Origin of the sequence: Cryobacterium sp. MLB-32 (assembly GCF_000738085.1) — a bacterium.
Lineage (GTDB): Bacteria > Actinomycetota > Actinomycetes > Actinomycetales > Microbacteriaceae > Cryobacterium.
Window position 1 is genome coordinate 57,980 of the sequence record NZ_JPRS01000003.1, and the last position, 20,465, is coordinate 78,444.

The window sequence follows — 20,465 nt, forward strand, 5'->3', positions numbered from 1 at the left end:
ACATCCGTGACCACTGTCGCCGCCATTGGTGAGCGCGCAGCCCTTCAGGGTTTCCTGCTCGCCGGCGTTCGAGTGCTCACCGCCGAAAACACCGGCGACGTCATCGACGCCTGGGATGCCCTGTCTCCGCAGACGGGGATCGTGATCCTGACCATCAAGGCGCGTGCCGCCCTGGGCACCCGAACGGCTTCCCTCCCTGCGCCGCTCACCGTGGTGCTCCCGTCATGACGCCACTCTCCCCCGAGGCGGACGCGGCGCTCGCGCCACTGCGTCTGGCTATGCTCGCCACCGCCCAGGCTACGGCCGCCGCGCTGGCCGCCGCCGCCCGCGACCAGGCCCGCATCCTGATCGACCAGGCCCTGAGCGAGGCAACTCAGATCCGGGCACGGGCGAGGGCCGACGGAGAAGCGGCCGCGCGAGCCACCGCCGTTCTCTCCTCGGCGCGGGCCCGTCGGCAGGCACACGACATGATCCTGGCGACGGAGACCTCTCTGCGGGAGGAGCTCCTCCGGGAGATCAGTCTGGCTGCCACCGCCCTGCGGGACGATCCGCGCTACCCCAACCTCCGTTCCGGCCTTGAGGCGTACGCGCGGGTCCTTCTGGGGCCGGAGGTGGTCGTGAGCGAGAGCTCGGCCGGCGGGATCGTCGCCGAGGCCGGTTCACGGCGCCTCGACCTGACATTGCCTGTCCTCGCGCTGGCGACCACCGCGGCCATGTCCCAGGAGGGCCGCTCGCTGTGGGCCGCGCAGACGGAGGCGCCCCGTGAAGACTGACGCTGGTGCGAAACTCGGCATGGTGACCAGAGTCAGCGGACCGCTGGTGCAGATCGAGCACATCGACGATCTGTCTATGCGCGAGATCGTGTTACTCGGTCCCTCACGTATCAGCTCCGAAACCGTCGCGATCAACGAGACTCACGCCACCCTCCAAGCCTACGAATACACCGGCGGGCTTCGAGCAGGAGACGTCGCTGAAGCTACGGGCACACAACTCACCGGATTGCTCGGCCCCGGGCTGCTCGGCCACGTCTTCGACGGGCTGATGCGTCCGCTGACGTCCGCACCGATGTGGCTGACCCAGGACCGTGCCACCTCGGTCGAGGACCCTGAGTCCCTGGCCCGGCCGTGGTCATTCCTTCCCGCTGCGGCCCTCGGCAGCACGGTTGCCCCGGGAGACCTGCTCGGCACGGTTCCCGACGCAGGTTCGGTCGAACATCGGGTTGTGGTGCCGTCCGGTGTGTCCGGCACGGTGGACTGGCTCCGGCCGCCCGGCCCGACCCGGGCATCGGATGTCGTGGCCCGCGTGGGGTCCAGCGACGTGCTCCTGACGGAACGTTGGCCGATCCGAGCACCGCGGCCCTTTCGGGCCCGAATCACCGGCTCGGTGCCGCTCCACACGGGGCAGCGAGTTCTCGACCTGCTCTTTCCCATCGCCCGGGGCTCCGCGGCAGCGGTGCCCGGCGGGTTCGGCACGGGAAAAACCATGCTTCTGCAGCAGATCGCCAAGTGGAGCGACGCCGATGTGATCGTGTACGTGGGATGCGGCGAGCGCGGAAACGAGATGGCGGACGTGCTCGAGGGACTGGGGAGTCTCGTGGATGCGAGAACCGGAGGCAAATTGATCGATCGAACGGTCATCATCGCCAATACGTCCAACATGCCCATGATGGCCAGAGAAGCCAGTATCCATACCGGCATGAGCGTTGCCGAGTACTACCGTGACATGGGCTACGACGTCGTCGTGATTGCTGATTCCACCTCACGATGGGCGGAAGCCTGCGGGAATTCGCCAACCGCAATGGTGAGTTGCCGTCCGAGGAAGGCTACCCGGCAAATCTTGCCTCCCAACTCGCTGCGTTCTACGAGCGCACGGCACGAGTCACCACCCTCGGCGGTCGAACGGCCTCGGTCACCGTCATCGGGGCCGTCTCGCCACCCGGCGGCGATATGACGGAACCGGTCACCACAGATACCCAGCGGTTTGTGCGATCGACATGGTTGCTGGATCGGGATCTCGCCTACTCACGTCATTATCCGGCCGTGAGCTGGACAGGCTCATTCGCCAGGGACGAGGAAGCCCTGGGACAGTGGCACACCACCAATGGAGACCCCGGGTGGGCGGTCCGCCGGGCCCGAGCCGCAGCTCTGCTCGCCGAGGCGGACAGGCTCGCCGATCTCGCCGAGATCGTCGGCGTGAGTTCTCTTCCCGGGCACGAGCGCATGGTCATTCTCGGCGGCCGTCTGTTACGCGACGGTGTTCTCATGCAAAACGCGCTGAGTGAGAACGATGCCTTCTGCTCCGCCGCCAAGGGAGCTGCGCTTCTGGACCTCGTCCTGGCCGTCACGGACACCTGTCGGAGTCTGGTCGACCGAGGTGTGCCGGCGACCGCGATCGAGAAGGCCGATCTCGGGCCGGTCATTCGGGCGCGAGAAGAGACCGGTCCCACCGATGCGGCCGGCGTGCACACTCGGCGGATCGAGATCATTCGCCGCTTGGAGGATCTGACATGATCGGGCATCTGTCCTACGGCGATATTCGCCAGCTCCGCGGCCCACTGCTCGTCGTCGCAGACACCGAGGGGGTCGGCTGGGACGATTTCGCCACGGTTGACGAGTCGGAGGGGGAACGACACGGGTTGGTGCTGGAAGTCAACCGCGGGCTGATCACCCTGCAGGTGCTGGAGGGGACCGACGGTTTGTCCATGCACGGTATTCGGGTGCGCTTCGCAGGCCAACCCTTGCGGATTCCGGTGGGAACCGACTGGCTCGGCCGGGTCTGCAACGGGCGGGGAGAGCCGATGGATGGCGGCCCGCCCGTCACGGGGACAACGGAGGAACCGGTGAGCGGATGGCCGCTCAACCCGGTCTTTCGGGAGCCCCCGCGCGACCCCGTCATCACCGGCATTTCGGTCATTGATGCCCTGACGACACTGGTGCGTGGCCAGAAACTACCGATCTTCTCCGTCCCCGGTTTGCCCCACCTCACCCTCGCTACCCAGATAGCGGCTCAGTCGACGAGCACGGGCTCAAATTTCCGGGTCGTTTTCGCTGCCATGGGTCTCACGCACGCCGATATCGACTATGTTCGCGACCGGCTCGAAGAGCGGTCGGCAGCCGGCGAACTCGTGCTTTTACTCAATGCAGAGGATGACCCGGTGATCGAACGCATTATCACGCCTCGGATTGCGCTGACGATCGCCGAGAATCTCGCCTTCACCGAGGGCCACGACGTACTCGTCGTCATGTCGGACATGACCAGCTACGCCGAAGCCGTGCGCGAGGTCTCCGCGGCCCGGCGGGAAATTCCCGCCCGACGCGGCTACCCCGGCTACCTCTACAGCGATCTGGCCAGCCTCTATGAACGCTGCGGCCGCGTGCGCGGGCGACCAGGGTCGGTCACGATCATCCCAGTTTTGACCATGCCGGCCGGGGACATCACTCATCCGGTGCCCGACCTCACGGGCTACATCACCGAAGGGCAGATCGTGCTGTCCCCCGATGTTGACGCGAGGGGAATCTATCCGCCGGTGGATGCTCTGTCGTCGTTGTCGCGTCTGATGCGCAGCGGCGCGGGTGCCGGGCGAACCCGCGAGGACCATCTGGACCTCTCGGCCCAAGTGCTGGCGGCACTCGCCCGCGCTCGACAAGCCTCCGAACTCGCCGAGCTCGTAGGCGCCGTCTCTCTCAGCGAGACCGACCGCAGTTACGTCGAGTATCGCGACAGGGTTGAACAGACGCTGTTCGACCAGGGCCAGAACGAGGAGCGTTCCCTTGAAGACACCTTGGCAAGGGCGTGGACGGCGCTCGCCACGCTGCCCCGGCGCGAGCTGACAATGCTCTCCACGGAACTCCTCGACCGCTACCTGCCGGACGAAGACCGCCCGTGAGCAGCCAGCGCACAGCCCGAGGCCGGGCAGACGCAATTCGGCTCGAACGCCGCCTGAATACGGCTCGTCACGGAGCGGAAATGCTCGACCGCAAGCAGCACATCCTGGCGGACGAACTCGAACGACTCCACCTTCACGCCGACACCACGGGCCGCGAATGGACAGAAAGCGCGGAGGAGGCCGCCTTGTGGCTGGGCCGCACGGCGGCGCTCGACGGGCCCCTGAGAATCGAGCAGGCGTCGCCTGCCCAGCTGACCGGCGTGGACATCGAACTGGGCGGCTCCATGGGCCTGACTTATCCCGTCGATGCGCGCTGCCGTCCGGCTCCCAGTCCGCTGCACGGTGGGAGTGCAGCGCTCTCCTACGCGCTGACCGCGCATACGGAGGCGCTGTCGTACGCGGTACGACACGCAGCGGTACAGCGCGCCGTGCAGATCGTCACCGCGGAACTCGCGGGCACGCGCGCGCGGGCCCGTTCGATCGAGAACCGATGGATTCCGCGGCTGGAAGCGGAGCTGGCAGACATCCGTCGTCGGATTGAAGATCAGGAACGCGAAGAGACGCTCAGGGTGCGCTGGGCGTCCGAACCCGCAGAGGAGGCGCGATGAGCGACACCATCCTGGTGGCCGTGAACGATTCCCCGGCCGCATTCGACGCGGTCACCGTCGCCATCGAGCAGGCCCGACGGCTCGATGCCCGGCTCCACGCGGTCATGGTCATCGAGGAAGGATCCGTGGAGCGCCGTCTGCTCGGTTCTCAGGCGGTGACCCTGCGCCGGGAGCTGGCAGCGGATGCCGTTCTGGCCCACGTTGCGCTCCTTGCCACGCGGGCCGGGGTGACCGTCGGAACCCACCGGCGGAGCGGGCGGATCGCGGCTGAGATCCTGGCCGAGGCTCGGGCCGTTGGCGCCGGTCTGATCGTGCTCGCTCGAGTCGACCGGCCGGGGCATGCGATCCCCAGCATCGGCAGCCACACGCTTCGAGTCCTGGAATTCTCTCCCGTTCCCGTGCTCGTCATCCCCCCGGACTAGCCCAGCCACGCCTGCAGTCAACGTTTCGACACCCCGTATCGCACCGGACAGATGAGTATTAATATGTCGGCGACGACAGGAGTAATAATGAACGCCCTCTATGCCCTGCTCGACTCTCCCGGAACGTATCTCGGCTGGGGCACCTTCCAGATCCAGCTGGGAAACCTGATTGTGATCATCGTCATGATCGTTCTCTTCGTGCTCGCCCTGTTGCTTCCGTTTCCCGGTGAACGAGGCGAGAAATGACCCAGCACGACGGCGCGCGCCGCTACGCCACCCATGCGGACGCCGCACCGGAATTCCATACCTGGACGGGGAAGGCTCGCGGTTGGCTCCTGAACCGTCTCCCGCCCGAGAAACTTTTGCCGGAAGACCAGCCGAGCTATGTTGCATCCTGGATCTACGTCTTCGGTATGGGGGCCCTTGTCTCGCTCGTTTTCGTCATCGTCTCGGGACTGCTCCTCAGCCTGAACGGCCCCAGTTGGTATCACCTCTCAAGTCTGGGCCACTTCGTCAACAGCACGCACCTGTGGAGCGTCGAACTGCTGTTCATCACCATGGTCGTGCACCTCTGGGGCAAGTTCTGGATGGCCGCCTGGCGTGGTGGGCGGGCACTCACCTGGATCACCGGTGTGTTCTCGTTTCTGGTCTCCATTGTCGCTGCCTTCACCGGCTACCTGCTGCAGACGAACTTCGATTCCCAATGGATCGCCTTCGAGGGTAAGGATGCGCTCAACGCGTCGGGCATCGGCGCGTGGTTCAACGTGGCGGACCTCGGGCAGATCTTCATGTGGCACATCGTGCTGCTTCCGCTCGCTGTCGGAGCCATCGTGGTTCTGCACGTGGTCCTCGTGCGCGTGCACGGGGTTGTCCCCCCTCTCGACGCCGCCGAAACGGATGCCCAGCTGCAGTCCCCCCACCCAGGAAGCGAGAAGTCCTGATGAACACGAAGCGCTCAACGGGAATCGCTGACCGGCCGTGGGCCGGCACTGTTCGCGCATACGACCTGTTCAAGGAACTCACGATCGCCCTTACGGTCGTCGGACTGGTCATTCTGGGCCTCTCCTTCACCCTGGGCTCCCCCGATGAGCCGAGCGTCACCCTCAAGGGTTGGGCTGCCGCTGCACCAACCGATTTCGTCACCACCGCAACCGCCGAGCTCGGCGGCACAAGCGAGACAGCGCTGTACGGACCGCCTTACACCCACACCGAGGGCGCGACCCAGACGATCGGACCGTTCGACCCGCAGAGCCTGTCCGGTGTGCGGCTCCCGATCGACACGGCGAATGATTTCGTCATTACCCCGCTGGGAGAAATCGGAAGCGCCCCCGCGGCGGTCGCAACCTGGAACCGGGCAACCGACCAACAGAGAAGCGACTGGACGAGCGCCTACACCGACGCGCTCGGCCAGGCCCCTGAGTCCGATCCGACGCAGATTCCGAACGGAGACTTCGGCCCGGTTCCCGCCCTCACCGGCGCGTTATTGGCTGCAGCACAGGCAGGATCCCTTGACGGCGTGCTCCAAGCCCAGGGTGAGTTCTACAACCTCGACTACACCCGGCCCATCCTCTTCCTGGGCGACGGCTCGTAATTTCCCGATCTCGCCACCAGCCAACATCTCACGGGTGACCAGTGGGGCATGATGAACGAGACCGGCGACACCCCCGGTCAGTCCTGGCTCTGGCTCTTCTCGTTCTGGTACCAGATCGAACCGTTTGCCTCCGCTCCCAACGCCGATCTCCTCGTCGTACTGATGATGCTGGTCCTCAGCATGCTTCTGGCCTTCCTCCCGTTCATTCCGGGGCTGCGGTCGATTCCGCGGTGGATTCCGGTCCACAAACTCGTCTGGCGGGACTACTACTCGAAACGGTGAGTCAGCGGGCAGGTCACTCTCGAAGTCCGAACCGGGCGTGCAGTGGCTGCATCCAGGCCGGTGCCCACCACAGCACCTTTTCCAGCGATGTCATGACGGCTGGCACGATCACGACGCGGACGAGGGTCGCGTCGAGCAGGACCGCCACCGCAAGGGCTACCCCGATCTGCTTCATCTGCAGGAGATCCCCCGTTGCGAAACCCGCGAACACGACCACGATGATGAGCCCGGCGGAGGTGATGATGCGGCCGGAACTCTGCAGGCCGGTTTCGATGGCCAGCCGTGTGCTTTCGCCCTGCTCGTAGTGCTCCTTAATTCGGGAAAGCAGGAACATTTCGTAGTCCATCGCCAGACCAAAGCCAAAGGTGAGTACGAGTGTGAGCACGAGGGGGTCGACTCCGGAGATACTCCCGGTGTCGAAGTTGAGCACCCCGCCCAGATTGCCCTCCTGGAATCCCCAGACCAGCACTCCTACCGCGGCTCCCAGGGAGATCGTGCTGATCACCAGCGCGGTGAGGGGAATGACCACGGATCCGGTCATCAGGAAGAGGAGCGCACAGGTCGCGGCAACGATGATGAGCAAGGCCCAGGGGGCACTTCGGAGCAGAGAATCCGTGTAGTCCACCGCAGCAGCGCTCGAACCGCCGACCCAGTTGGCGAAGCCCGGGCGCTCCGAGCGGATCTCTCGCACGACTCCCGGGCCCTCATGCTTCTCAACATATACGCGGGCCACCCAATGGCCGTTGCGCTCAAGCGGTGCGGTGACCCCGGTCACATGCGGCAGCGCCCCGACGTGCTCAGCCCACGCTGCAGCGGACGCCTCATCGGTGTCGGCGACGAGTTGCACCTCGGGTTCGGTCGCGAGCGGGAAGTTCTCGGTCAGCGTCGTCACGAAGGTGAACTGGCTCGATGACCGGGGAATCGCATCCGCCCCGCTGTTCGTCACGTTGATGTTGAGAACGGGGCTCCCCAGCACCAGGAGCAGTGCGACTCCGCCGACCGCGACGAGGACCGGTGCTCGTTGAATACGGCGCGTCAGCTTCGAGAAGACCCCTTCCGGAGGTGCGATGTCCCCAAATTGCGTGAGCAGTCCGCCGAGCCAGGGAATACGGGTGAGGATCCCGGGTCGCAGCAGGCGTTCCCCGACGTAGCCGAGCAGGGCGGGGATTAAAACGAGGGCGGTCAGAATGGCGATCAGTACAACGGACACGGCACCGATAGAGATGGCCCGGATGATGATCGGTTCGAAGACCAGGAGGCCGGCCGCAGCGATCGCAAAAGTGAGTCCGGAAAAGAGCACCGTGCGACCTGCTGAATCGATCGTTCTGCCCACCGCCGCGAGCATGAGCTCATGGCGCGCCTGACCGAAAGACGAGGGGTCGTGCCGGACTGCTCCGGGAACCGGGGAGTCCGGCGTCGCGGTCGCACCCGTCTGCTGCACGAGCGCACGAAACTCCTCCCGAAACCGACTCACAATGAGGAGGCCGTAGTCGATCGAGAGCCCGAGTCCGATCACCGTGATGACATTCAGGACCGTGGTATCTATGGTCATCAGGTAGCTGAAGGCGAACAGGGCGCCGAGAGCGCCGATGATGGACGCAATCGCTCCGACCAGCGGGATCCCTGCCGCCAGGAAACCGCCGAAGATGACGAGCATGACCACGAGCGCAATAGGCAGAGCGATCAGCTCGCCCTTTTGCAGATCGGTCTCGGCCACGGCCACCAGCGAGTCCACGAGGAGCGGAGCACCGCCGACTTCGGCCGTTGCTCCCGGGAGCAGACGCCCGATCTCATCCGCGGCGTCATTCAGACGGGACTCGACCGCGCCGAGGGTCGCATCGCTCGTGTGCCCGTTGACCGTCGACATCGACGTGGTCAACAGCACACCCGATCCGTCCACCGCAAGAAGAGGAACGATCGCCGGATTCGGGCTCCCATTCGGCAAGGCGGGCACAGCCAGCGGATTGACGACCCCGGTGACGCCATCCATGCGTGAGATGTCGGCAGACGTTGACTCGAGAATTCCTCGAAGCTGCGGTGACGTGAGATCGGCGTCATGCACCAGCAGCGTCAGGGACTCCGTTTTGTCACCCGGGGATCCCTGCACCAGCGTCTGGGCCGCCGCTGCCTCGCCAGAGACGGATGGACCGGAGCTCGAGAGCCGATCAAAGAGTCTTTCGCCGGTCAGCCCACCGAGCGCGGTCGCGACGGCAGCGGCGAGAGCAAGGATCCACACGAGCAGAACAACGAAGCGGTGCCGCGCGCATGCGACTCCCAGTCGGAACAGCATCTGCGTGGACCTCCTGACCGGAATTGATACGGCCAAATTACTCCCGGTTGACGAGTCACGCGAAGGGAGCCACAATCATTTTGTGAGCTTCGAAGATGAAGTGAGAGCCCTGTCGAAACTGGTGGAGCGGCTAGCGCGGCGCTTTCCCCACGTTCCGCGCGAACGTATCGAAGCTGCCGTTCAGGAGGAGCACCGGACTCTCGACGGCCGACCGGTGCGCGCGTACGTGCCCCTGCTGGTCGAGCGCTGCACCACGATGCGTCTGAAAACGCTGGCCCTGGACACACCCGAGCCCGCCTCCCCTGCGTTGGACTCCCCGGCGCTTGACTCCCCTGCGTTGGACTCCCCTTCGCTTGACTCCCCGGCGCTGGGCGCAGGCGAGTGGGGCCGGGACGCCGGACTCGATGCGCCCACGACACCGAGAGACAACGGCCAATCGGGTCTCCCGCACGTTGCGGGAGACCCGATTGAGCCCATGACCTGACCGAGGCTATGACAAACCGATTGGCAATCGCCTGTCCGGCTCTGTCGGGCCTTTACTGCGTGTCGAGCTCCGACGCCGCGGTGGACAGCTGAGCGTCGAGCTCACCCGCATCCACCTCGATCTCCTTCTCGGCTCGCTTCTGGGCACGCAGCCCCGCCTTGTCCAGCTCAGCGCCGAGCTTGTCCCGACCGATCACGATGAGTGCGGCCTGACCGGAGTCGAGTACCTCGCCCAGCTCCTTGAGGTCGGAGCGGGACAATGCTTTGGTGAAGTGACCGATGATGCCTCCGGTTGCGCCACCGACGGCAGCCATCCCGATGATCGACGGCGGGAACAGAATGCCGACGACCGCGCCGGCCGCAACGCCCGTCCAGGCCGAATGCTTGCTGCTGGCGCGTGTGAGGCTGATCGTTCCGTCGGCTTCCTTGATCGCGACCCCGGCGTCATAGGTCCCGATGACCTTGGCTGAGTGCAGGTCGTGCACAATCTCCAGATCGTCAAAGGCGATTTCGGGATCGTTGTAGACGCCGAGAAAGAGAAAGACTGGTTCTTTTGACATGTGGTATTCCTCCGATAGTGAGTGAGTGATGATGCTCAGGGCGGACTATGACAACAGTTTTGCTTTGGCCGCCGCGAATTCCTCGTCCGTCAGCACGCCGGCCGTGTGAAGGCCGGAGAGCTGTTCGATCTGCTGCGTGAGGTTGGGTCCGGCGTCGTTTGGAGCCTGAGCCGGCGTCTCCTGAACCGGCGGCGGCGCGGACTGCTGCGCGTACTGGGCATCGGCCTGCGCCTGAGCATCGGCCGCGGCCGCCTGGGTCTTCCTCTCTTGGTGGCCGACGACGGCCGAAGCCGTTCCGGCGACGACGGCGGTGCGGGCGGCAACCCCGATGAGACCAGGGCGGCCCATTCTACGAAGTGGCATGACGTACTCCTTATCTGTCGGTGCTAGTCGGTGACGCTGTCGGCAGGGGTTTCGCCCAGGATGGAATTGACAACGGGAGCCGGAATCCTCACGGAATCGAGAACCGTCCCTCCGGACCGGAACAGGGCCTCCGCGAAGTTCTTCGCCCAGAGAAGCTCCACAGCGAGTACAGCCGCCGAGGTGCCGGGTGCTATCGCCTCGGCGAGCGCTTCCACGTCGTCCTCCCCCGTCAGGCCGCGTTCGAGAAGCGCCAGACCTGACAAATCTCCCTCCTCGACGTCCTCGATCTCCACGGTCCGGAGGTCACCGTCGAGGCTTTTACTCACGAAAACCAGGTCCAGCAGGTTGATCGTCTGCTCCTCGACGAGGTCAAGAATCGCCTGCCCCACCTCAGGCCCTGGCCTGTCGCCATCAAATCCGATCAGCACCAGCTCTACCGGACCGTACTCAAAATCGCTCACGATATTCCTCTTCCATGTGGGTGCCGACGAACGTACGGCAGGATCATAGCGCGGGGTCCACGATCTCGAAAGTGGCCCGGACCGCCGGGGAATGGCGACGGTGCTATCTTCGCTGGGAACAACGGAGGAGTCCGATGAACTTCGAAGAGATCATCTCGACGGTCGTGCGATTCGTCGAGGCCGCAGGGGCCGCAATCATGGTGGTCGGCGGGGCGGCGGCCATCATCGCAGCGATCCCCAGGATGCTGGGCCCTGCAACGCGGCAGCGCGCTTACACCGATCTGCGGTCGAATTTGGGTCGATCCATCCTCCTCGGACTCGAAGTTCTCATCGTGGCGGACATCATCCGTACCATCCTCGTTAATCCGACACCCGAGAGCGTGCTGGTGCTGGGAGCAATCGTCGTGATCCGGGTCCTGCTCAGTTTCTCGCTGGAGGTTGAGATGGACGGTGTGTGGCCATGGGCGCGGTGGCGTCTAGGCGAAGGCGGTGGCCGCGCTCCGAGGTGACCGGCGACGCTCGCGCGGACAGCCGCAGACTCCCGTCACCTACCGGTGTCCAAGGCTGCGACCGCCTCCCGGTTGCTGGCAAAGACCCGCACGTCCGCGAGGAGTCCGTAGTGCTCGATGACTCGCCTCAAGTCGGGTCGCAATCGGCTGAAATGCACCGTGATGTCGTGCTGAGCCAACCAGGCCAGCACGGCCCCGAATCCCTCCGCTCCCGTGACATCGATGTCCGTCACGGCCTCCAGATCGATGACGAGGTTGATCCGGGTCGCCGCCGGCGACACGGCGGTGATCGCCTTCCGAATGGTTTCATCGAAGACCTGGACATTGGCGAAGAAGAGCGGAGCCGCAAAGCGGTACACGAGCACTCCCGGTGCCGTCGCGATCACGGTCGGTTCCGGTGACAGGAGCGACTGTGCAGGGGAATCGTTGATGCTCAGTATGTCAATCGCCGGGGAAGCCGCCCGTCGAGCGAGGTTGATCAGGGAGAGCACAAACGCCAGGCCGATGCCCGCAATGGGTCCGACCAGGACGGCGCCGAGAAAGCAGACCACCGCCACGGCGAATTCGAACTTCTGCAGTCGCCACAGCGAGATGAAGTCCGACACACCCAACAGCGGCACGACCGCGACGGCCACGATCGCTCCGATCGCGGGCGCGGGGATGTTAGCCAGCAGGGCCGTCCCGAAGATCACGAGGAATAATGCACACACCGCGGCGACAATACTCGGCAGCTGGGTACGCGACCCGGTCTGGTCCATCGCTGCGGTGCGCGACGTCGACGACCCCACCGCGAACCCACCCGTCGCGCCCGAGGCGATGTTGACGACTCCGAGGGCGAGGAGATCCCGGTTCGGATTGGTCCGATAGCCGTTCTTCTCGCCATAGCGCTTCACGACCAGCAGCCCCTCGGCCATGGCGACCATCGTGAGGGCCACGGCCGACGGAACGAGCTGCAGCCACGTCTTCCAGTCCAACATGGGCCAGCCCAGCGTCGGCGGGCCCGCATCGATTGCTCCGAGCACGGCAACGCCCGAATCATGTAGCGGAGTGAGGAAGACGACGATCGTGGACGCGACGAGCACCAGCAGTGCCCACGGAACGACGGGAGAGATCCTTCGGCCGACGACGAGAACGGCAACGGATGCGACGGCGATCAGAACCGACCACGGATTTGTCGTGGGCAAGCCCGTGACGAATCCGCCCGCCTTCTCGACGAATTCGCCTCCGCTGAAGATCTTGATGCCGAACATCTTCGCGAACTGACCGACCAGGATGTCCAGGGCCAGGCCGCTGACGAATCCGACGAGAATCGGCTTAGAGAGGAAATTCGCCAGGAATCCGAGCTTGAAGGCCGAACACAGCAGGAAAATGACCCCGCAGACAATGGCCTGGGCGAGAGCGAGCACAAGGTAGTTCTCACTTCCGGCGAGCGCCAGGCCACCGATCGACGAGGCGACGAGCGCCGCTGCCGCGGCATCGGGCGAGGCGACCAGCTGCCTCGATGAGACCACAAAGGCATAAAGGATCGAGGGAAGAATCATGGCGTAGAGCCCGGCGGTCGCGGGCAGACCGGCAATTTGGGCATAGCCAATGTTCAGCGGCACGGCAATGGCCAGCAGGGTGACGCCGGCCAGAACCTCACGTCCAGCATTTCGCACATTCAGACCTGGGAGTACCCTCATCTTCGCTACCCGCCTTCTCGTGTCACGGCCGCAGTGAGTATGCCACTGCACGGGAGCGGACGGGAGGCAGGTTTGCCAGCGCAGTTCGCCCGACCAGGAGGTTTCGGAATGAAGAGAAGAGCCCCACTCCGACAGGCACACCCGCTCCCACCGGCGGCGGCTCCCGCGCCTTCCGCAGCCGGCCCGGCCTCGGAGCTCGTGATGACCGCTCCGCGGTACCCGCGCGCAACGATCATCCTGATCACGGCGGCGGCCATCACGGTGACGGCCATCGGTATGAGCGCCATCCAGTGGATTCTCGCCCCGGTCCTGCTCACCCTGATCCTCACGATCTGTGCGCACCCCGTGCGCCGGGGACTCGAGAAACGAGGAGTGTCGCACGGGATCGCGACGGGTTCGGTGATCCTGGTCGTATTTCTCCTGCTCGCGGGATTCGCCTTCACGTTCGTGATCGCGTTCTCGCAGTTCGTCGCCATGCTGCCGCAGTACTCGACTCAGCTGGCCCAGGTCGGCGATGCCCTCACACAATGGCTCGCCGGGCTGGGGATCGACCAGACTCAGATCAAGCAGGTCACGTCGAGCTTCACTCCCGGCACGATAGCCAGCTTCTTTTCCGGCCTTCTCGGCAATGTATTCAGCCTCACCGGCGCGCTCGTGATCGTCTTGACCATGCTCATCCTGATGTCCGCCGACGCCGTGTACGTTCCCACGATTCTCCGCCAGCTGGGCACTCGGCAGCCCGACCTCGTTCTGGCGATGGTGTCCTACACCCACGATGTGCGGCGGTACATGGTCGTCACGACCGTTCTGGGAATCGTGCAGGGCACCCTGAGCGCGATAGCCCTGGTGATCCTGCAGGTGCCGGCGGCCCTGCTCTGGGGAATCCTGGTGTTTCTCTGCAGTTTCATCCCCAACGTCGGCTACTTCTTCGCCCTCGTTCCACCGGCGTTCTTCGGTTTGCTGGTCGGCGGCTGGAGCACGATGATCGAAGTGATCGTCATCTACGGCATCATCAATGCCGTCGTTCAATCCGTCATCCAGCCCAGGGTCGTCGGCAACGCGGTTGCTCTCAGCCAGACACTCACATTCTTCTCAGTGCTCTTCTGGGCGGCCATCATCGGCCCCATCGGGGCCATCGTCGCCGTTCCCCTCACGCTTCTCGGCCGCACCATCCTCATCGATGCGCACCCGCCCGCGCACTGGTGGCGCCCGGCCGTGGGCGCGACAGCGCAGACCCGGGAGCTCCTCAAGGCGCTCGATCTCACGGCGAAACAGGACCGCAAAGACAAACGTACCCAGAAGCACGACACCGCCCACCCCGGCACAAAGACGACGTCATGAACACATCAGTGCGCGACTTCCGGCGACTTCCCGCGCTTCTCCTGGCACTCGCTCTCGTCGCAGGCATCTCCTTGACCGCACTTCCGAGCTCCGCACGGGCCGCAACCGTCACACCGCCGGACATGCAGATTCAGGTGCCCCCAACCCTCATCTCCATCGGCATTGATCCGCCCACCGGACACCCCCTGCTCCGTTACACCCACAACACCTGGGACGCAGGCACGGGCCCCTTCGAAATCGACCCGGCGTACGACCCCAACACGGGCACGGCCACCTTCGTCCAGGCGCTCTACGGCAGCCCGAGCGCGGGGGTATGGACGCTCGACCACACGATACCGCTGGCCGCAAACGGCGTGTTCGCCGCACCCTCCGATTATCAATTCCCACTGACAAAATTCACCCTGCACAGCGTCACGGCAGCTGGCGGAGCGGGAGCCGTCGTCGCCACGAGTCCCAAGGTCGACTATTGCATCACGGGCAACGTTCGCATCGGAGGCGTTCCCAACACGCCCAACCAGACCTTCATCCCGCCCGGCAATTGTGCGGACCCGACCCAGCCGCTCGGCTGGTCCGTCGGCTGGGGCGACCAGTACGATCAAACGGATGGCGGCCAGCCCATCGATCTGAGCGGAATCGCCGCCGGGACCTACATTCTGCGGGCCGTGGCCGATCCCCAGCACGTGCTCGTCGAAAGCGACGTCACGAACAACGTGACGGACACGACCCTTCGGATCAACGGGACATCCGTGTCTGTGGTCTCACAGAACCAGCCGATCGTCGTGCCACCGAGCGTCTCGGTCACGAGCCCGGCCGCCGGAAGTGTGGTGTCCGGCACGGTCGCCCTGACCGCCGCGGTAACGGCACCCTCCCCGGCCACGATTGCGTCGCTGCAGTTCCTCCTGGACGGGCAGCCCCTCGGTGCGAACCTGACCGCGGCTCCGTACACCGTGCAGTGGACGGTCGGGTCGACGCCGGTAGGCAGCCACCGATTATCGGCTCGCACCACGGACTCCGCGGGCAACACCTCGACGGCCCCGGTTGTGCCCGTCACCGTCCAGACCACCTCATCGGGAGTGCTCGGAGTGGACCGTTCGGTCACCAGTACCGGACGCGGCACGGTCACGACGGCGGCGTTCTCGACCTCCGCTGCCGGGGAGACGCTGCTCGCCGAAGTCGCCTCAGACGGCCCCGCCTCAGGCGGCCAGACGGCAACGGTTTCGGGCGGCGGCCTCACGTGGTCTTCGGTCACACGAGCCAACTCTCAGCTCGGTGACGCCGAAATCTGGACAGCGACCGCACCGGCCATGCTGGTAAACGCGACAATCACGTCCACACCGGTCAAAGCGGGATACGACCAGCAACTGAGCGTCCAGGCCTTCAGGAATTCTGCCGGCGTCGGCAGGTCTGCCAACGGTGGGGCGACGACGGGGGCACCCACGGTATCCCTGCCATCCTCGGCGGCCGGGTCACTCTTCTACGCCGTCGGCGAGGACTGGGACAGGGCCGTGGCCCGCGTGCTGGGGTCGAATCAGACCATGGTCAGTCAGTGGGTCGACACCGCGGTCGGCGACACCGCGTGGGTGCAATCCACGTCGAACACGTCGACGACGGCCGGTCAGTCCGTGACGCTCAATGACACCCAGCCGACGACCGACCGCTGGAATCTCAGTGCCGTGGAGGTTCTCGCATCGACGGTCGCGCCACCGCCCGACACCATCGCTCCGGTCGTCGCCATCATCAATCCCACGGGCGGACAAGTCGTCTCCGGCAGTGCGCAGGTCGCGGCGAGCGCCAGTGACAACGTCGCCTTATCCTCCGTGCAGTTGCTGCTCGACGGCGCGCCTCTGGGCGCCGCGCTCACCGCGGCTCCGTTCGCCCGCACCTGGGATACGACGACAGCCGCGGCCGGCCCCCACACGCTCTCGGCTCAGGCGACGGATTTCAGCGGCAACATCGGCACCGCGTCCAGCGTCGTCGTCACGGTTCAGAACCCAGGCCCACCGATGACCTGTTTTGTGCTTCAGGCGCAGACCACCGTTCGGGGCACCGGCACGGTAACGACACCCTCATTCCAGACCGCGATGGCCGGCGAAGTGCTCCTCGCTTTCGTCTCGATGGACGGACCGGCCGGGGCCGCCAGACAGTCGGCCACGGTTAGTGGGGCTGGACTCACGTGGACCCTTGTTGGCCGTTCAAATGCCCAGTCCGGTGATGCAGAAGTCTGGCGGGCAACCGCCCCGAGCATTGTGACCGCCGCCACCGTGCGTTCCGTCCCCCGCGTCATCGGATATCCCCAGGATCTGACGGTCGTGGCCTACGAAGGCGCGCTCGGTACCGGATCCGTCGTGACCGTCGCGGCCGCGACCGGGGCGCCAACAACAGCGGTGACCACGACCGCGCCCGCCTCATTGGTCTTCGCCGTCGGCCATGACTGGGATCGCGCCATTGCCCGCACCCTGCCGACCGGCCTCGTCATGCTGGACCAGTGGGTTGATACCGCTATCGGCGATACCTCCTGGACGGAGTACACCAACCAGGCCACGGGGCCGACCGGCACTGTGGTGAGGATTGGCACGACGGCACCGACCACGGACCAGTGGAATCTCGTGGCCGTTGAGCTGGTCAACAGTGGCCAATAACACGGTGGCCAGCAGCAGCCGGGCGAGTAGCTCGGCCAGAACTCAGCCCGGAGAATTACGATGAGTCCATGACAGGCGATATGAAGCCCTCGCGGGCTCGCATGACCCCCTTGCCCGGACAGGAGTCCGTCTGGGACTATCCGCGCCCGCCCCGGCTCGAACACACCCGGGAGCGCATCACCGTTGAAATTGACGGTCAGCTCATCGTCGATACCGCCGATGTCGTGCGGGTGCTTGAGACGAGTCATCCGCCGGTGTATTACCTGCCCCGCGCGGCTTTCGCACCCGGAGTGCTTCGCCCCACTCGCGGGCAGACATTCTGCGAATTCAAAGGCGCCGCCAGCTACCTGTCCGTGGGCAGCGCCAGAAGCGCCGGCTGGTTCTACCCACAACCCACTCCGGGATTCGAAGACCTCGCCGACCGGGTAGCGGTCTATCCCAGCGCGATGGACCGGTGCACCGTAAACGGAGAAGTGGTGACGGCGCAGGAGGGTGATTTCTACGGCGGCTGGATTACCGCCAAGATCGTCGGTCCCTTCAAGGGTGCTCCCGGCACCTGGGGCTGGTAGCCCCAGGTGCCGGGAGCGGTCGCCAGCGCGCGTCCGCGTCAGTCGGTGTCTGAACTCTGCGTGCTCTGTCTGTCCGTCACCGTAACTCCCTCATCTCCCCTTTCGCGCAGGAGTGCGGCGGTCGGGAAGGGCATCCAGTTGATGTTGACCTGGCGCGGGTACCCCGGGTCCACGTTCCACCCATTCGCAGGGTCGACTCGGATGTATCCGGTGGCCTTGAAGAAGTAGATCTTCCGGTTCGGGTCGCCCCAGACCGCGGCATCCACTCCCCCGGCGTAGGCGGCCGGGAATCCCGGCCAGTTACCCGCGATCGGCTTTGGATATCCCGGCTCAACCGCCCACCCGTTCGCCGGATCCACCCGCACATACTGGTTTCCCTTGAAGAAGTAGATCTTCGAGGTCGTTTGGCTCCAGATCGCCGCATCGACTCCCGCCGCGAAGGTTGCCGGCATGCCGGGCCAGTTACCCGCGATCGGTTTCGGATAGCCCGGCTCCACCGCCCACCCGTTCGCCGGATCCACCCGCAGGTATTCGCTCCCCTTGAAGAAGTACACCTTCTGGGTCGGCCCGCTCCAGAGCGACGCATCAACGCCGGAGGCGAATGATGCAGGGAATCCCGGCCAGTTGCCCGCGATAACCTTCGGATAGCCCGGATCCATCGTGTAGCCGCTGTAGCGCACGTAGTACTCGCCCGAGAACAGATAGAGCTTGTTGTTGACGAACGTATGCACCCCGGTGTCGATGCTGGACAGAAATGCCTTCCAGCCGATCGAGGCCTGCGTGAACGGGCACAGCGTGTTCACGTTGTTGATCATCAGGCAGGCCATGGGGTTCACCGCGCACAGCTGACAGTTGCCGTTCACCTCGGTGAAGAAGCCGGTGTGTGAATCCGTGCAGGAACAGTTCGACGCCGTGTACTCGTCGAAGGCACCGAAAATGTGCCCGGTCTCGTGGGAATAGACCCGGTCGATGGACGTCCAGCTCAGGAACGAAGCCGCCGTGGTGCGCATGACGACCTTCAACGAGTTCATTCCGTTGGCGTACGCGAACCAGGCCGTGGGCATCTTGGTGAAGAAGCCCACGTAGCCGTATTGGGATCCCGTCGACGTTTGCAGCGACTGAACCAACTGGGTGTACCCGGGATCGCCCGCAGGGTATCCGAGCTGCACGAGCGCCGGATCGCGCCACCTGTCCTCCGCATCCCAGCCCAGCCCGACGGGCTTCGGGTACCCCGCGTCCACGTTCCAGCCGTTCGCCGGATCGACCCGGATGTAGTCGTTGTAGAAGCGGTTCGCCTTGAAGAAGTAGATCTTCTGCGTCGTCCCACTCCACAACGCCCCGTCGACTCCCTTGGTGAAGTCGTCGGGAAAGCCCGGCCAGTTGTCCTTGATCGGTTTGGGGTAGCCGGCATCCACGAGCCACCCGTTGTTGGGATCCACGCGAAGGTAGCTGTCGCCTTTGAAGAAGTAGATCTTCTGCGTCGTGCCACTCCACAGGGCAGCATCGACGCCGGCTGCAAAATCGGCCGGGAATCCCGGCCAGTTGCCGGCGATCGCCTTCGGGTAGCCGGCATCGACGGCCCAGCCGTTCGCGGGGGTGACACGGATGTACTGGCTGCCCTTGAAGAAGTAGATCTGTTGCGTCGTGCCACTCCACAGGGCTGCGTCTATTCCCTGGGCGAAATCGGCCGGAAAGCCTGGCCAGTTGCCGGCGATCGGCTTCGGGTAGCCGGGGTCGGCATTCCACCCGTTGTTCGGGTCGACCCGAATGTACTCACTCCCGTTGAAGAAGTAGATCTTCTGGTTTGTCTCGGTCCAGAGAGCATCACTGATCTGACGGTAGAAGGGTTCGGTGAGTCCGGGCCAGTTAGCGCCCTGCCAGGCGGTGAACGTGGGCAGGTCTACGCTCAGGGTCGAATACACCCAGTTGAGTTGAGCCCTCGGTTCGTCACTCGCCAGGGCACCGAGCCCGCTCTGCACCTCCGCAAGGACATGCGCCTTCTCTGCCTCGGATATGGCATATTGACCAGGTCCCGCGACGAACACGATACCGGCAGATACGCGGTTGATCATTCTTTCGTTAACCATGGGACTGTCCTTCCGGAATACAGGGTGCAGTAAACATGAGTTGTTCCTCCGGTGACTCTCCCGGCTTCTGCTGCGCCTTCTCCTCCTGATACGACGCCGAGTTCCGGATGCGCACAGCCTCGAGGAACAACAACTCGCTGGTGTCCAGGTCAGGGATCAGTTCAGACACATCTGTGTCGAGGGGGACCAGACGGGCGCCGGGAATATCGGCGGTGAGGCGCGCCGCCTGCTCCCCCGACGCCTCGACGACCACGATACGACCGCTGCTGTGGCGAAATGTTGCTCCCGAGGCCAGAACAGAGTCCAGAGCTCGGCCCACCGGGCTCTTCGCTCCTGGTTCCTGGTGGCCCGCACCGATATCCAGAATCAGTAATCTGACGTTGCTTTCCATCTCCAGTTCTCCTTTGCGCTTGTGCCTGCGAGTCAACATCAGACGGCGTTACCGGAGCGTTATCGCTCCTGTAGGTCGTGGCGAAACGTCGTTACGAGGTCATGTCCCGTTGAGTGGTGTGGTTTCCCCGCTTTGAGCGTTGCTTTATCGACGTGAGGAGCCATCGTGGGATGGTCAGTGAGTACCGACTAAAGCAACTCACAAAGGACACCACACGATGGCTCTAGACCAGTCTGCCCTGCTCAACCTGCTGGGAGAACTCAAACTCACCGATGTCACCGACCGCATCCGCGTCGCGACC

The 20,465-nt window shown here is 64.7% G+C and carries 22 protein-coding genes and 1 pseudogene; 16 read left to right on the forward strand and 7 right to left on the reverse strand.

The annotated features are described in order from the left end of the window. The first annotated feature begins 6 nt into the window (after nucleotides 1–6). From JF66_RS00670 to JF66_RS23435, 11 genes and pseudogenes are all read left to right on the forward strand, one after another. The gene (locus JF66_RS00670) at nucleotides 7–228 is read left to right on the forward strand and encodes a V-type ATP synthase subunit F (RefSeq protein ID WP_197059272.1); all 222 of its coding nucleotides are present in this window, start codon (nucleotides 7–9) and stop codon (nucleotides 226–228) included. After that, complete coding sequence (locus tag JF66_RS00675) at nucleotides 225–773, forward strand: hypothetical protein (RefSeq protein ID WP_156109591.1); 549 nt, start codon at nucleotides 225–227, stop codon at nucleotides 771–773. The genes JF66_RS00670 and JF66_RS00675 overlap by 4 nt, the downstream gene beginning before the upstream one ends. Before the next feature lie 19 nt (nucleotides 774–792). Further along, nucleotides 793–2,000, forward strand: a pseudogene (locus tag JF66_RS00680) (V-type ATP synthase subunit A); the annotation flags it as partial. Between the two features lie 39 nt (nucleotides 2,001–2,039). Beyond that, complete coding sequence (locus JF66_RS23430) at nucleotides 2,040–2,510, forward strand: hypothetical protein (RefSeq protein WP_197059274.1); 471 nt, start codon at nucleotides 2,040–2,042, stop codon at nucleotides 2,508–2,510. Then, nucleotides 2,507–3,886 carry a V-type ATP synthase subunit B gene (locus tag JF66_RS00685; RefSeq protein WP_035873847.1) on the forward strand — a complete coding sequence of 460 codons (1,380 nt, stop codon included), beginning with the start codon at nucleotides 2,507–2,509 and terminating at the stop codon, nucleotides 3,884–3,886. Before JF66_RS23430 ends, JF66_RS00685 begins: the two co-directional genes overlap by 4 nt. Continuing rightward, a complete protein-coding gene (locus tag JF66_RS00690) occupies nucleotides 3,883–4,494 on the forward strand; it encodes a V-type ATP synthase subunit D (protein WP_197059275.1) in 612 nt (203 codons plus the stop codon). Before JF66_RS00685 ends, JF66_RS00690 begins: the two co-directional genes overlap by 4 nt. Continuing rightward, a complete protein-coding gene (locus JF66_RS00695; RefSeq protein ID WP_035873852.1) occupies nucleotides 4,491–4,916 on the forward strand; it encodes a universal stress protein in 426 nt (141 codons plus the stop codon). Before JF66_RS00690 ends, JF66_RS00695 begins: the two co-directional genes overlap by 4 nt. Before the next feature lie 87 nt (nucleotides 4,917–5,003). Beyond that, nucleotides 5,004–5,162, forward strand: a complete 159-nt coding sequence (locus JF66_RS22775) for a hypothetical protein (RefSeq protein ID WP_156109592.1) — start codon at nucleotides 5,004–5,006, stop codon at nucleotides 5,160–5,162. Continuing rightward, nucleotides 5,159–5,857, forward strand: coding sequence for a cytochrome b N-terminal domain-containing protein (locus JF66_RS00700; protein ID WP_081882046.1), 699 nt, complete (start codon nucleotides 5,159–5,161; stop codon nucleotides 5,855–5,857). The genes JF66_RS22775 and JF66_RS00700 overlap by 4 nt, the downstream gene beginning before the upstream one ends. Beyond that, complete coding sequence (locus JF66_RS00705) at nucleotides 5,857–6,507, forward strand: hypothetical protein (protein ID WP_051972943.1); 651 nt, start codon at nucleotides 5,857–5,859, stop codon at nucleotides 6,505–6,507. The genes JF66_RS00700 and JF66_RS00705 overlap by 1 nt, the downstream gene beginning before the upstream one ends. A gap of 48 nt (nucleotides 6,508–6,555) precedes the next feature. Continuing rightward, complete coding sequence (locus JF66_RS23435; RefSeq protein WP_051972944.1) at nucleotides 6,556–6,789, forward strand: hypothetical protein; 234 nt, start codon at nucleotides 6,556–6,558, stop codon at nucleotides 6,787–6,789. 13 nt (nucleotides 6,790–6,802) lie between these two features. Here JF66_RS23435 and JF66_RS00710 read toward each other — a convergent pair whose 3' ends face one another. Continuing rightward, entirely contained in the window at nucleotides 6,803–9,079 is a 2,277-nt protein-coding gene (locus JF66_RS00710; protein WP_035873855.1) for an MMPL family transporter, read from the reverse strand. An 82-nt stretch (nucleotides 9,080–9,161) separates the two neighbouring features. On the opposite strand from JF66_RS00710, the gene JF66_RS00715 reads away from it, so the two are divergent. Then, nucleotides 9,162–9,563, forward strand: a complete 402-nt coding sequence (locus JF66_RS00715; RefSeq protein ID WP_156109593.1) for a three-helix bundle dimerization domain-containing protein — start codon at nucleotides 9,162–9,164, stop codon at nucleotides 9,561–9,563. A gap of 52 nt (nucleotides 9,564–9,615) precedes the next feature. Here JF66_RS00715 and JF66_RS00720 read toward each other — a convergent pair whose 3' ends face one another. Genes JF66_RS00720 through JF66_RS00730 form a run of 3 tightly spaced genes read right to left on the reverse strand, consistent with a single transcriptional unit; the run spans nucleotide 9,616 to nucleotide 10,946 of the window. Next, complete coding sequence (locus JF66_RS00720) at nucleotides 9,616–10,122, reverse strand: DUF1269 domain-containing protein (protein WP_035873860.1); 507 nt, start codon at nucleotides 10,120–10,122, stop codon at nucleotides 9,616–9,618. A gap of 45 nt (nucleotides 10,123–10,167) precedes the next feature. Beyond that, nucleotides 10,168–10,485, reverse strand: coding sequence for an SHOCT domain-containing protein (locus JF66_RS00725; RefSeq protein WP_035873862.1), 318 nt, complete (start codon nucleotides 10,483–10,485; stop codon nucleotides 10,168–10,170). A gap of 23 nt (nucleotides 10,486–10,508) precedes the next feature. Beyond that, nucleotides 10,509–10,946, reverse strand: coding sequence for a DUF6325 family protein (locus JF66_RS00730; protein WP_035873865.1), 438 nt, complete (start codon nucleotides 10,944–10,946; stop codon nucleotides 10,509–10,511). Between the two features lie 134 nt (nucleotides 10,947–11,080). Here JF66_RS00730 and JF66_RS00735 point away from each other — a divergent pair, with 134 nt between their 5' ends. Further along, the gene (locus tag JF66_RS00735) at nucleotides 11,081–11,455 is read left to right on the forward strand and encodes a DUF1622 domain-containing protein (RefSeq protein ID WP_035873868.1); all 375 of its coding nucleotides are present in this window, start codon (nucleotides 11,081–11,083) and stop codon (nucleotides 11,453–11,455) included. A 35-nt stretch (nucleotides 11,456–11,490) separates the two neighbouring features. Here the strand turns inward: JF66_RS00735 and JF66_RS00740 are convergent, their stop codons facing one another. Continuing rightward, nucleotides 11,491–13,113 carry a SulP family inorganic anion transporter gene (locus tag JF66_RS00740; RefSeq protein ID WP_231556242.1) on the reverse strand — a complete coding sequence of 541 codons (1,623 nt, stop codon included), beginning with the start codon at nucleotides 13,111–13,113 and terminating at the stop codon, nucleotides 11,491–11,493. A 225-nt stretch (nucleotides 13,114–13,338) separates the two neighbouring features. On the opposite strand from JF66_RS00740, the gene JF66_RS00745 reads away from it, so the two are divergent. The 3 genes from JF66_RS00745 to JF66_RS00755 all read left to right on the forward strand — a co-directional run bounded on the left by JF66_RS00745 (nucleotide 13,339) and on the right by JF66_RS00755 (nucleotide 17,686). Further along, nucleotides 13,339–14,478: an AI-2E family transporter gene (locus tag JF66_RS00745; RefSeq protein WP_231556243.1), complete on the forward strand. Its 1,140-nt coding sequence runs from the start codon at nucleotides 13,339–13,341 to the stop codon at nucleotides 14,476–14,478. Next, nucleotides 14,475–17,117: an Ig-like domain-containing protein gene (locus JF66_RS00750; RefSeq protein ID WP_035873870.1), complete on the forward strand. Its 2,643-nt coding sequence runs from the start codon at nucleotides 14,475–14,477 to the stop codon at nucleotides 17,115–17,117. Before JF66_RS00745 ends, JF66_RS00750 begins: the two co-directional genes overlap by 4 nt. Nucleotides 17,118–17,185: 68 nt before the next feature. Further along, nucleotides 17,186–17,686 (forward strand): DUF427 domain-containing protein, encoded by a 501-nt coding sequence (locus JF66_RS00755; protein WP_231556244.1) that lies wholly within the window; start codon nucleotides 17,186–17,188, stop codon nucleotides 17,684–17,686. Nucleotides 17,687–17,724: 38 nt separating this feature from the next. Here JF66_RS00755 and JF66_RS00760 read toward each other — a convergent pair whose 3' ends face one another. Together JF66_RS00760 and JF66_RS00765 are read right to left on the reverse strand one after the other, a co-directional pair. Then, nucleotides 17,725–19,773, reverse strand: coding sequence for a hemopexin repeat-containing protein (locus JF66_RS00760; RefSeq protein ID WP_081882047.1), 2,049 nt, complete (start codon nucleotides 19,771–19,773; stop codon nucleotides 17,725–17,727). Continuing rightward, a complete protein-coding gene (locus tag JF66_RS00765; protein ID WP_156109595.1) occupies nucleotides 19,766–20,164 on the reverse strand; it encodes a hypothetical protein in 399 nt (132 codons plus the stop codon). Before JF66_RS00765 ends, JF66_RS00760 begins: the two co-directional genes overlap by 8 nt. Nucleotides 20,165–20,465 lie beyond the last annotated feature (301 nt).